Origin of the sequence: Bradyrhizobium sp. SHOUNA76 (assembly GCF_023006445.1) — a bacterium.
Classification (GTDB): domain Bacteria; phylum Pseudomonadota; class Alphaproteobacteria; order Rhizobiales; family Xanthobacteraceae; genus Bradyrhizobium.
The window spans coordinates 1-11,915 of record NZ_JALBHA010000159.1 but is presented as its reverse complement, the minus strand read 5'-3'; the positions used below and the strand labels follow the sequence as shown (position 1 = coordinate 11,915).

At 60.6% G+C, this 11,915-nt stretch carries 11 protein-coding genes and 3 pseudogenes; 9 read left to right on the top strand and 5 right to left on the bottom strand.

Going from position 1 to position 11,915, the window contains the following annotated elements:
• Together MOV74_RS18120 and MOV74_RS18115 are read left to right on the top strand one after the other, a co-directional pair.
• Positions 1 to 771: phosphopantetheine-binding protein (locus MOV74_RS18120; protein ID WP_309486813.1), on the top strand; the 771-nt coding region annotated here is incomplete at its 5' end.
• Positions 772 to 997: 226 nt separating this feature from the next.
• A complete protein-coding gene (locus MOV74_RS18115; RefSeq protein WP_258719537.1) occupies positions 998 to 1,387 on the top strand; it encodes a BlaI/MecI/CopY family transcriptional regulator in 390 nt (129 codons plus the stop codon).
• Between the two features lie 228 nt (positions 1,388 to 1,615).
• On the opposite strand, the pseudogene MOV74_RS18110 reads toward MOV74_RS18115, so the two are convergent.
• From MOV74_RS18110 to MOV74_RS18105, 3 genes and pseudogenes are all read right to left on the bottom strand, one after another.
• Positions 1,616 to 2,576, bottom strand: a pseudogene (locus MOV74_RS18110) (peptidoglycan D,D-transpeptidase FtsI family protein); the annotation flags it as partial.
• Positions 2,577 to 2,620: 44 nt separating this feature from the next.
• Positions 2,621 to 2,698, bottom strand: a pseudogene (locus MOV74_RS41290) (hypothetical protein); the annotation flags it as partial.
• Positions 2,699 to 2,886: 188 nt separating this feature from the next.
• Positions 2,887 to 3,099, bottom strand: coding sequence for a response regulator (locus MOV74_RS18105; protein ID WP_249796734.1), 213 nt, complete (start codon positions 3,097 to 3,099; stop codon positions 2,887 to 2,889).
• Between the two features lie 6 nt (positions 3,100 to 3,105).
• Here MOV74_RS18105 and MOV74_RS18100 point away from each other — a divergent pair, with 6 nt between their 5' ends.
• A complete protein-coding gene (locus MOV74_RS18100) occupies positions 3,106 to 3,318 on the top strand; it encodes a hypothetical protein (RefSeq protein WP_246925146.1) in 213 nt (70 codons plus the stop codon).
• A gap of 11 nt (positions 3,319 to 3,329) precedes the next feature.
• Here MOV74_RS18100 and MOV74_RS41285 read toward each other — a convergent pair.
• Together MOV74_RS41285 and MOV74_RS18090 are read right to left on the bottom strand one after the other, a co-directional pair.
• Positions 3,330 to 3,521: pseudogene (locus tag MOV74_RS41285) on the bottom strand (ATP-binding protein); the annotation flags it as partial.
• Positions 3,499 to 3,792, bottom strand: coding sequence for a hypothetical protein (locus tag MOV74_RS18090; RefSeq protein ID WP_246925140.1), 294 nt, complete (start codon positions 3,790 to 3,792; stop codon positions 3,499 to 3,501). The pseudogene MOV74_RS41285 and the gene MOV74_RS18090, both read right to left, overlap by 23 nt.
• A 302-nt stretch (positions 3,793 to 4,094) precedes the next feature.
• On the opposite strand from MOV74_RS18090, the gene MOV74_RS18085 reads away from it, so the two are divergent.
• The 6 genes from MOV74_RS18085 to MOV74_RS18060 form a co-directional block, all read left to right on the top strand.
• The gene (locus MOV74_RS18085) at positions 4,095 to 5,243 is read left to right on the top strand and encodes an amidohydrolase (protein ID WP_246925138.1); all 1,149 of its coding nucleotides are present in this window, start codon (positions 4,095 to 4,097) and stop codon (positions 5,241 to 5,243) included.
• A gap of 243 nt (positions 5,244 to 5,486) precedes the next feature.
• A complete protein-coding gene (locus MOV74_RS18080) occupies positions 5,487 to 7,814 on the top strand; it encodes a TonB-dependent siderophore receptor (protein WP_246925135.1) in 2,328 nt (775 codons plus the stop codon).
• A 379-nt stretch (positions 7,815 to 8,193) separates the two neighbouring features.
• A complete protein-coding gene (locus tag MOV74_RS18075; protein ID WP_246925133.1) occupies positions 8,194 to 8,421 on the top strand; it encodes an MbtH family protein in 228 nt (75 codons plus the stop codon).
• 21 nt (positions 8,422 to 8,442) lie between these two features.
• Positions 8,443 to 9,198: a thioesterase II family protein gene (locus MOV74_RS18070; protein ID WP_246925131.1), complete on the top strand. Its 756-nt coding sequence runs from the start codon at positions 8,443 to 8,445 to the stop codon at positions 9,196 to 9,198.
• Complete coding sequence (locus MOV74_RS18065) at positions 9,167 to 10,135, top strand: TauD/TfdA family dioxygenase (RefSeq protein WP_246925129.1); 969 nt, start codon at positions 9,167 to 9,169, stop codon at positions 10,133 to 10,135. The genes MOV74_RS18070 and MOV74_RS18065 overlap by 32 nt, the downstream gene beginning before the upstream one ends.
• 64 nt (positions 10,136 to 10,199) lie before the next feature.
• On the top strand, positions 10,200 to 11,915 hold a 1,716-nt coding region (locus MOV74_RS18060; RefSeq protein WP_246925127.1), incomplete at its 3' end, for an AMP-binding protein.

Sequence of the window (11,915 nt, the reverse complement as noted above, 5' to 3'; positions counted from 1 at the left end):
GGCTATCGCGGCCGGGCCGGGCTGACGGCGGAGCGGTTCGTGCCCTCGCCGTTCGGTGACGGCGAGCGGCTGTACCGCAGCGGCGACCTGGTGCGCTGGCGCGCTGATGGCGAGCTCGAGTATCTCGGGCGGATCGACCATCAGGTGAAGCTGCGCGGCTACCGGATCGAGCTCGGTGAGATCGAGGCGGCCTTGATGCGGCATGACGGCGTGAAGGACGCCGTCGTGATCGTGCGCGAGGACAGCCCGGGCGACAAGCGGCTGGTGGCCTATGTGATCGGCAGCGATGCAGGGGCGGATGCGCCAACAGACGCTGCGGCATTGCGCAGCCATCTGCAGCAGAGCCTGCCCGACTACATGCTGCCGTCGGCCTTCGTGCGGCTCGATGCGATGCCGCTGGCGCCGAACGGCAAGACCGACCGCAAGGCGCTGCCGGCACCGGAGGGCGACGCCTATGCGCAGCAGACCTATGTGGCGCCGCGCAGCGCGACCGAGGAGGTGCTGGCGCAGATCTGGGGCGAGGTGCTGGGGCTTGAGAGGGTCGGGGCCGAGGACAACTTCTTCGAGCTCGGCGGCCACTCGCTGCTGGCGATGCGGGTGTCGGCGCGGCTGAACGAGGCGTTCGGCGTCGAGCTGCCGCTGCGAACCCTGTTCGAGGCGCCGGTGCTGGCCGACCTCGCCGAACGGATCGATATATTCCAATGGGAGCAGACGAGCCGGCAGAGTCTCAACGATGAGGCCTCGTCTTCCGAGGAAGAATGGGTCCTTTAAACCGGTAATGGAGAGCCACGACTCTGAAGCACATCGTGCCACGGCAGCGAGCGCCCAAGAACCGACCGAATGAAGGTGCCGATCGGTACATCGCGGCAACAACGGACAATGTCAAGCGTCCGGGCTTAACACGCTAGTAGACTCAATCGGGGGGACGAAATGTGCAAACGATCAAAAAGGCACTCTATCGGTCGACGAACGAATTGATGTCGGATCGAGTAACAGAATGGATGGTAGCTTACCAAATCTCGGAGACCTTGAGCTCCATGTCATGAAGATTGTGTGGCTACGCGGGTCAGTTACGGCCGAGCTTGTTCGCGAATTGTTGCCGCGCCGCCTCAAAGGCTCGACCGTGCGAACCGTTTTGTGGAGGCTGGATAGCAAAGGCTACGTACGACATACGATGGAACGTCGAACCTATTTCTATCATTCGGTGGGGACGCGCGGGCAAATAGCAGCCAAGGCAGTTCAAAGGGTTGCCGACCGATTATACAATGGATCGGTTGATCAGATGTTGATCGCCATGATGAAAGCCGGTGTGCTCGACGAGACATGCCTGCGCGTGCTCGCTGACGTAAGCGATAGCCATTACGAGCTGCCCCATGTGAAGGGATGAGATGTAGTAGGTCGGCTGGTGTTGGGAAATGCGGTCGTCGTGACCATTGCGTGGTGTAGCTGGCGGGGGAGACCGCGTTCGCGGGCCACCGGCCGGGCTAAGCCAGCTCGCCGGCGAAGTCGGCAGCACGTCACAACAAACGACGCCCAGGCGGTCCGGGCGAACTTGTTAGCGAGCGCAATCGCCAGCATTGCGGACTCATCAATGCGCCGCTGCCGCGCTCTTTTCCTACTGACGCGCTGTTGAAGCTGCAAGAATAAGGCGGTCCGCAGGCAGCAGGTCGAACCGTGGCTCGATGCCGAGCAGCGGTCCGATACGGGCAATGACATTGCCCGCGGTCGGAACGGCGTTCCAGCCCGACGCGATCTGCCCGTAGGTCTCCTTCAGCGGCTGCGGCTCGTCGAGCATGATCAGGAGCTGGTACTTCGGTTTGTCGGCCGGCAGGATCGCGGTGAACGCAGTCAGCACCTTATTGTTGGCATAACGGCCGTTGACCACCTTTTCCGCGGTGCCGGTCTTGCCGCCGATATAATAGCCCTTCACGTCCGCCCTGCGCGCCGTGCCGATCTCGGCGTTCAACCGCATCAGGAACCGCATCTTGTCCGAGGTCTCCGGCTTGATCACGCGCTTTGCGATCGCCCGCGCTTCCTCTTCGGGACGCTTGAGGAAGGTCGGGGATCAGCAGGCCGCCATTCGCAAGCGCGCTGACGCCCATCACGGCCTGCAACGGCGCGACTGCCATGCCGTGGCCGAACGCGATGGTGATGGTGTTCAGCTCGCTCGGCAGCTCGGTGCGCAGCCGCTCGAACTGCCCCATCTTGCGCAGGAACGCCTTGTGCGCCTCCAGACCCTGCGACAGCGCGATCCGCGCTGCGCCGACGTTGGAGGAGAAGGTGAACACCTCCTTCATGTTCAGGAACCGGCCCTTCGGCTCGTCGTCGTGGATCGCGAACTTGCCGTAGTGCAGCGGCCCGCGCGCGTCCCACAGCGACTTGCCGGTGTCGAGCGCCATCGCGAGCGTGAACGCCTTGAAGGTCGAGCCCATCTCGTAGACGCCGGTGGTCAGGCGGTTGATGCGATCCGGGTCGGGCGCTTCCTTCGGATTGTTCGGATCGAAATCCGGCACCGAGACGATCGTGATGATTTCGCCGGTGTTGACGTTGGTGACAAGCCCGGAGGCCGCCTTGGTGTTGCCTGGGCAAGCGCTTCCAAGGCTTGCTTTTCAGCGGCGACGACATCGACGCAATCAAGTCCCTCGTCGTCGATAGTGATGCCGTCGCCGTGATGAGTATCAAAGAAAAAAATGGGCATGTCGCTCAATTTGGGCCATGCCGAAAGGTTCCCAAACCCACTGTCTTCAAGGGACTACGCGGTTGTCTAGGGTGAGCGCACCGCCGCGGAATTCCTAGTGTCCGTTAAGGGAGTTATCGGACACCAGCGCGGCAGTCCGGGTTCTTCTATCTATCCAAAATCTCTCGCACTCTCAGCGCGAGTTTCGCCTAAGAAATCGGCTTCTCCAGCAGATTGACGCCTTCATCAAGTTTGCCCTGATGGACGACCGCATTGCGTGAATAGCCGGTCATGTACAGGATTTTCAGACCCGGCCGAATTTGATGCGCGCGCCTCCCAAGCTCGCGTCCATTGATTCCTGGCATGACCACGTCGGTTAGGAGTAGGTCCACCTTCGAATCATCCTGCAGGAGAATGGTCAGAGCGGCTTGAGCGCTGCGGGCCGAGAAGACGCGGTAGTTGAGATCGCGCAGGACGTCGGAAATCTAGCCGCGAAGGCCTTCGTCATCCTCGACGACGAGATTGGTCTCGGATGTCTCGCCCTCGGCGAGCTCCTCAGGCGCCACTTCCTCATGTCGGCTGCTCCGGAAAAGCGCGGAAAATACATCTTGATCGTCGTGCCTTGCTCTACCTCGCTGTAGATTTTTGCGTGGCCTCCGGATTGTTTGACGAAGCCATAGACCTGACTCAGGCCAAGGGCGGTGCCGTGGCCCGGCTCCTTCGTCGTAAAGAAGGGCTCAAAGGCGTGATGGAGAACGTCTCGCGACATTCCACCTCCGGTGTCGGTCACGCAAATGGCAACGTACTGACCAGGCACCAATTCAGAGACGGCAGTAATCCTCATCGGCGGCGATGTTGGCAGCCTCGAGAGCCAACTTTCCGCCGTCAGGCATGGCGTCGCGAGCGTTGATCGCCAGGTTGACGATGGCTGACTCCAGATGATTGGCGTCGGCTTCGATTTGCCATAGACCCGCACTTCCGACAGTTTGGACTTCGATGCGCCCCCCGAGCGTGCGCTGGATGAATTCCTGCAGACTGTTGATGTAGTTGTTCACGCTGATCGGCTTGGGATCGAGCGCCTGTCGGCGCGAGAACGCCAGCAAGCGGCTGGTCAACGCCGCGGCTCCAGGGAGAAGAAGTTCGGGCGATGGTCTGAAGACCTCGGACATACTTGAAAGGGCAGCGCGGTCGCGTACGACTTGCGAACTGATCGTGATCGTTACGACAGAACCTCTGGTGAGCCGATCGCGAAAAATCTCTGAGTGCAAGAGCAAAGAACGGAATAGAACCGGCAATGATCATTGCTGAAGATCAAACTGTTCCTCGCGTCGGTGGTGCTCGTAAGCGCGATCCATCATCCTAGATGATGTGTATCAGCAGGCGTTTCGCCGACCGGACATGAGTGAGAAGAAGCCAGATGTTCCTGACCGAGAACGATCTGAATGAATTGGTGGCATGGCGACGCTATCTTCACGCGGGGCCAGAACTGTCGGGCCAAGAGGCAAAAACCGCGCAAGCCGTGCAGGCCCGTCTCCAGGCGGCGGGCGCCGACAGGATCGTTTCGGGCCTTGGTGGTCACGGCGTGCTTGGAATCTATGATGGACCTGAGTCTGGCCCGACAATCATGCTTCGCGCTGAACTGGATGCGCTGCCGATTCAGGAAAAATCAGAGCTCAAGCATCGGTCACTGGTGCCGGGAAAGGCCCACCTCTGCGGTCACGATGGTCATATGGCAATTCTAGCGGCCGTAGCGCAGAGTTTGAGCAGGCAACGTCCACGCCGAGGTCGCGTGGCGCTCCTGTTTCAGCCGGCCGAAGAGGACGGATCTGGTGCCGCCGCCGTTCTAGCTGACGTGAATTTTGAGCAGGTGCAGCCTGACTTTGTCTTCGCGCTGCATAACCTTCCACGGTTGGGTTTGGGACAGGTCTCCCTTGCCGAAGGTTTGGTTAATTGCGCCTCGCAAGGAATGCAGATCAGATTATCGGGACGAACCACGCACGCGTCGAATCCGGAGCTTGGTATCTCCCCGAAAGATGCGCTCGCCAGGCTTCTGCTAGAGATTCCCGCGCTTGGGCGCAGCACAGAACTGAACGGCGACTTCTCGATGCTGACGGTCACGCACGCAAGACTTGGAGAGCCTGCGTTCGGTATCGCGCGGGGCTTTGGCGAGTTGTGGGCGACACTGAGAACATCCACCGACGCGAAGATGGAACAAGTCCGACTGGAGGCAGAAGACTTGGTTCGGCGGGTGACGGCCGACGAGGGACTGAGCACGGAAATCGCCTATCGCGACGTGTTCAATCATTGCACAAATGATGTCGACGCTGTTGCCCATCTTAGAAGCGCACTCGATTTGGAAGGAGTGCGACATTCTGCGCAGGGCCTTCCGCTGCGTGGCTCTGAGGACTTCGGGCGTTTTGGTACGCGATCCAAGGCGGCGATGTTCTTTTTGGGGGCGGGCGAGGAGCATCCCGGCCTGCATGAATCGAATTATGACTTTCCAGATGAGCTGATAGGAATTGGCGCAGGAATATTCATGCGGGCGATACGCAACCTGCTTGGCTAGATCGGAAATTCGGGAAAGAGCTGCAGAGTTTCGCCGACGTGCCGTATGCAGATCAATGATTAGAACGATTAGAAAATAGAAGCATTCAAATCTGGCGACGCAATTGTAGGCGAGATCGATCCTTCCATCGCGACGGTTTGTCGTACAACCTTAGATAATTTCTAGGTCCCAATTCCTTCTCGGAGCCCCCTCGCATGTTAGGAAGCGCGGGGATGTGCTTGCTAGTGGAATTGGGGTGCAGGAATGACGCGTGAACTCTCGGCCAAGAAAATTGTGCGTACGCTATCGCTGGGAGCAGTGAGTTATCTTGCGCTGTCGATGGAATCCTCGGGTGACTTTCAGCATGCGTTTGCGCAATCGAATCTGCCGCCCGTGACCGTCGATGCTCCCAAGCCAAGGGTTCGGCAGCCGATACAGAGATCTCAGTCAACGCGCGCGTCCCGGGGACAAAGATCTGCCGCGACGACGGCTCCCCGCCAGGCCGCGCCCGTTCCCTACGTGGTGCCTTCGACCGGCACGGTCGGCACGGTGCCGCCTGCCTATGCAGGCGGCCAGGTCGCGAGCGGCGGAAGTCTCGGTCTTCTGGGCAACCGCGGCGTGATGAATACGCCGTTCAACCAGACCAGCTATACAGCAGAGCTCATACAGAACCAGCAGGCACGCACGATTCGTGATGTCCTGGCGAATGATCCCTCAGTCCGCGTCGTCCAGGCGGCAGGCGGTGGTGCGGACAGTCTCTTCATCCGCGGTTTCTACTATGACAGCGGCGACTACGGACTGAACGGTCTCTATGGAATCGCACCATATTATTCTTCGGGCGCGAATTTCGTCGAGCGTGTTGAAGTGCTGAAGGGCCCGAGCGCCTTGCTCAATGGGATGACCACGGGTGGTACCGGCGTTGCGAGCGGCGGTGCAGTTGGCGGCAGTATCAATCTCATCACCAAGCATGCTCTCGATGTTGACATTACGCGGATAACGGGAACCTACGTATCCAGATCACAGTTTGGCGCGAACATGGACGTCAGCCGGCGCTACGGCGAGCACAAGGAGTGGGGCGTTCGGGTCAACAGCACCTATTCCAACGGCAGTACCCCGTGGGACCGTCAGACTGACGAGTTCGGTAATGTGGTGGTCGGCCTCGACTACCGAGGTGAGAGGGCACGCGTGGCAGTCGATGTCGGTTATCAAGCCGATAATTTGACTCCTCCGCTACGCTTCTTCGGCATCGGTCCGGGTCTCACCTCCATTCCTTCGCCACCGAAAGCCGGGACGAATTTCCAGGTGCCTTGGGCTTACTACAAACCGAGGGATTTCTTCACGACCGTAAGAGGTGAAGTGGATGTTACCGACTGGATAACTGCGTATGCCGCATTTGGCTATCATGACAGCAAGATCGACTATACCTATCCTTCGCCCAATATTCTCAGCGCCGCCGGCGCTTTGGCGGGGCGTCCGGGCCTTGGGCATGAGACGTTCGAGACCTTTGCAGGAGAAGCGGGCATCCGGGCGGAGGTCGATACCGGCCCGGTCAATCATGCTCTAAACGCGAACTATGCGATCAATGATCGAACCTATGATCAGAGTGTTTTGAGTTCGGCAGGGCTAATTGCCTGGAATCTATACACTCCGCCTACGAATGTCCCTCAACCGAACTTAAATTTTCCGACGCTAAGACTTAATACCAACGTGAACATCGAAAGCGTCGGCGTTTCCGATACTATGTCAATGTTTGACAAGCGCCTTCAGCTAACCGTCGGTGTTCGTCAACAGACCGCTGGGAGCAGGGTGACAAATTTCATCCCGACGCCGGCAAATCCGAGTAGGCCCTATCAAGAGGCGTCTTTGTGGACTCCGGCTTATGCTGTTGTCTTCAAGCCGGTCGAGAATATCTCGCTTTACGCGAACTATATCGAAGGGCTTCAGACGCCGGTGGTCGTTACTGGCCAATTCCAAAACGCTGGCGCCGTGTTTCCACCTAGCAAGACCACCCAGGCTGAAACCGGAGTGAAGATCGATACGGGCCGCCTCACCACGACTCTGAGTCTATTCGAAATCACCCAACCCAGCATCATTACTGTGCCGGGCCTGCCTCTACCTACCCGGCAACTCAACGGCAAGCAGCGCAACCGTGGTGTGGAGATCAATGTGTTCGGCGAGGTCACGCCAGACATCCGCTTGCTCGGCGGCGTTGCGTTGATCGATGGCGTGCAGGAAAAGACCGAGAACGGTACCAACGACGGCAAGAATGCGATCGGAGTTCCCGCGGTCACTGCCAACATCGGAGCCGAGTGGGATACTCCGTTTGTCCAAGGACTGACGTTCACCGGAAGGGTCATCTACACCGCTTCGCAGTACGTCAACGTAACAAACACCCTCACCATACCTGAGTGGACCCGCGTTGATCTCGGCGCCAGGTATACCTTTGCATCGCCATGGAACGGCAAGCCGATCGTAGTCCGCGCGGCCGTCGAGAACGTCGCCAATAAGGCCTACTGGGCCTCGGCCTATAGCGGTGTGATCACGCTGGCCGCTCCTCGGACGTATCTCCTGTCGACGACGTTCAACTTCTGAACACTGCGTCCCCGCGGCGCCTCCGATACGTACCGCCGCGGATCTCGCCCGCGGCGGTTTTTCTTCGGCCTATGGCAGCAACGCTGCACTTGTCTAAGTTGATGACAGTGCGATGAAACACCGCCCGCGACAAAACGCGCGATCATGCCGCATCGGAAAGTTCCTTCCTGCGCAGTTAGAATTGCAGCAATCTTCGACGTGTTCTGAAATCTCGATGTTTTCCCGCGTGTTGGCGCGCGAGCGCGGAGGTTGCATTGTGTGCGTCCGTCGCTAGTTTTGAGGTCTTAAAAAGAGTCGCGTCGATATTGCTTTGACGGTCGTCTGCTTCTGACCTAGTCAAACGTCTCTGCTTTCGCTTTCCGAAAAAGGGGACCGAGCCATGATGGTGTTCGACAGAGACGACGTCACCTTCACCGTCGTCGTCAATCACGAAGAGCAATACTCCATCTGGCCGACGTTCAAGGACATTCCGGGCGGCTGGAAGGCGGTGGGCATGACGGGCAGCAAGAAGGAATGTCTCGACCACATCGAACAGGTGTGGACCGACATGCGCCCGCTCAGCTTGCGCAAATTCATGGACGATGCAGCGTCTTCGCAGTCGGCGTAGTCAGCGGAGTCCGGTCTTCCGATGCGGCTTCTTTGTCTGCCTTATTCCGGCGGCAGCGCCATGTTCTATGCGCGGTGGCGCCGGCTCGTGCCGTCGTGGATCGACGTGCGGCCGGTTGAGTGGCCGGGGCGCGGTGCGCGCATGGACGAGCCGCTGGCGACTGATCCGCGCGTGCTGGCAGCGCAGCTTGCTGGCGAACTGGCCGCACGGCTCGATGGGCCTTACGCATTATTCGGGCACAGCCTTGGCGCGGTGATTGCCTTCGAGCTCGCGCATGGCCTGCTCGATCACGGGGCGCCGGCACCGGCCATTCTCTTCGCTTCAGGTGCGGAAGCACCGGCGGTTCGGGACGGCAGCAGGTGGCGCCAGCCGCTGAGCGACGAGGCGCTGATGCAGGAGCTGCGCAATCTTCAGGGCACGCCTGACGAGGCGCTGTCGAATGCAGAGCTGATGCGATCCGCACTACCCGTGCTCCGTGCCGACTTTCTGATGTGCGGGGCCTATGTCTACCGGCCGCGACGTCCGTTGCCATGCCCCGTGCACGTCTTTGGCGGTGCGGACGACGAGACCGGCCGCGAGGCGCTCGAGGCCTGGCGAAAGGAGACCTCGGCGTCATTCGCGCTCGATATCCTGCCGGGGCATCACTTCTTCATTCACACGCAGCAGGCTGAACTGATCGACCGGATCGGCGTGGCGCTGGCCCGGCAATCGGGGCGATCGATTGGTTTGCATCGGAGCGAGGATCATGAGCGCGTTCTCCGTCCAACCACTCATTGAGGGCAGAACTCTTCCCTTGCTGCTCAAGGCAGAGGCGGCCGGCCAGCCGCTCGGCAAAGCACTTCCTATGCTGCGCGAGACGATCGACCGGCATCTGCCCGATTGTGGTGGCATCGTCTTTCGCGATTTTTCGCTCGACGGTCCCGATGCGTTTCGGGCCTTCGCGGCCGATTTCGGTCATCCGCTGCTCACCTACGAGTTCGGATCGACGCCGCGTTCGCAGGTGACCTCCGGGGTCTACACGTCCACGGAATATCCGCCGCACCAGCATATCCCGCTGCATAACGAGCAGGCCTATACCCGCGATTGGCCGATGAAGATCTGGTTCTATTGCATGCAGCCGGCGCTGGAAGGCGGGGAGACGCCGATCGCCGACAGCCGCGCCATCTATCGCGACATGCCGCCAGCCATTCGCGAGCGATTCGCCGACAAGGGCGTGATGTATGTGCGGAACTACGGCAACGGCCTCGACGTCGACTGGCAGCAGGTGTTCGGCACCGACTCCAGATCGGAGGTGGAGGCTTACTGCGCTCGCCACGACATCGAATGCGAGTGGAAGGAGGATGGCGAGCTCCGCACGCGCCAGGTCTGTCAGGGCGCGGAGCGGCATCCAGTCACGGGTGAGTGGGTCTGGTTCAACCAGGCACACCTGTTCCACGTCTCCAATCTCGAGCCGGAGGTGCGCGAGAGTCTGCTCGACGTGGTCGATGACGAAGCTGATCTGCCACGCAATGTCTTCTACGGCGATGGTTCGACGATCGAGGATGAGACGTTGTCAACGGTCCGGACCGTTCTCGAGAAGCACAAGATCAGCTTTCCCTGGCAGGCCGGCGACGTCGTGATGCTCGACAACATGCTCACCGCGCACGCGCGCGCTCCATTCAAGGGGCCGCGCAAGGTCATTGTCGCAATGGCCGAAGCTCATCGGCAGAGGTGATCGGCAATACTCGTCATTCGGGCGGTGGGGATTTCCGGCTGCGGCCGGACAGGGATTTGAGAACATGGACAGAGCCAACCTGGTCGAACGCTTGCGAGAGCACGCCGCCTTGCGACCGGAGAAGGTGGCATTGCGGTTCCTGGACGGCGACGACGTCGCCGACGAGCTGACGTTTGCCGCGCTCGACGTTCGGATCAGGGCGCTTGCGGCGTGGTTGCAGCAGATGGGCGGTGCTGGCGAGCGGGCGGTGATCCTGCTTCCGAGCGGGATCAATTACGCCGTGGCGTTTTATGCCTGCCTGTATTCTGGGGTAATCGCCGTTCCGGCCTATCCGCCGGAGGGCGGCCCCGAACGTTATGCAGGGCGTCTCAACGGCATCTTGCGGGATGCTGCGCCTCGCTTCATCGTGGTGGAGACGGCTCTGCGCGCTCTCATCGAAGCGACGCTGCCCGAATTGGGCGACGTGCATGTCGTTGCGGTGGATACCATCCTGCCAGAACTCGCAACGGAATGGCGCGAGATGAGGCCTGCGGCCGATGCAATCGCGTTCCTCCAGTACACATCCGGATCGACCTCGCAGCCGAAGGGCGTTTGCGTCTCTCATGGCAATCTTGCGGCCAACGAGCGCGCTATTGAAGCGGTCGGTGGAGGAACGCCGGACGACGTCTTTGTGAGCTGGCTGCCGCTCTATCACGACATGGGACTGATCGGCGGGCTCTTGAATCCGCTGTTCACCGGCTTTACCGGCGTCCTGATGTCGCCGCGGAACTTTCTCGAGCGGCCGCGACGCTGGCTCGAGGCGATCCATCGTCACGGCGGCACGATGAGCGGCGGCCCCGACTTTGCGTACTCGCTGTGCGTCGACCGCATTTCGGATGAGACCATCAATCGACTGGACCTGAGCCGGTGGAAATTCGCATTCTCGGGGTCGGAGTTCGTCCGCCGGACCACCTTCGAGAAGTTCGGCGACCGGTTCGCGCGGGCCGGGTTCAATCGAAGGGCGTTGACGGCTTGCTATGGCCTCGCCGAAGCGACGCTGCTGGTCACGGCCGGCGACATCACCGCCGATACCGTCAGTTATACGCTCGACACCGCGGAACTCGCCGCAGGTCGCATTGCGAGCGCCAGCGAAGGCACCGACCTTGTGGCATGTGGTCGAGCCGCAGCTGGTCACGCCGTGCGTATCATGTGCGTCGACGGATCGGCCGCGGCTGGCGCGAATGAGGTCGGTGAGATCTGGGTGAGCGGCCCCAGCGTCGCGCTTGGATACTGGAACAATTCGGAGGCCACGCACCAGGCCTTCGTCGAGCGGGACGGCGTGCGTTGGCTGCGTACCGGCGACGTCGGTTTCATTCGCGACGGCGCACTGGTCGTGACCGGACGTCTCAAGGACCTGCTGATCGTTCGCGGGCAGAACATCTATCCGACGGACGTCGAGCAGGCGGTCGAAGCCGATGTCGAATCCGTCCGCAGCGGACGGGTTGCCGCTTTCCCAGTCGAAATCGATGGGCGAGAAGCCTTCGGAGTGGCGGCCGAGTTCAGTCGCGCCGTGCTCAAGCGCAGCGATCCCGAGGCGCTCGCACATGCGATCGGCGAAGCGGTGCTGCGGCAGGCGCAGGAATATCCAGCCGTGATCGTTTTGCTGAACCCGCAAGCGATGCCGCTGACCACGAGTGGCAAGCTGCAGCGGTCGGCCTGCGCGGCGCGCCTCGCCGACGACACGCTCGACAGTTTCATGGTGTTCGAGAGGGGCCGTCGCCGCGGCGGCGCAGCCTTGACC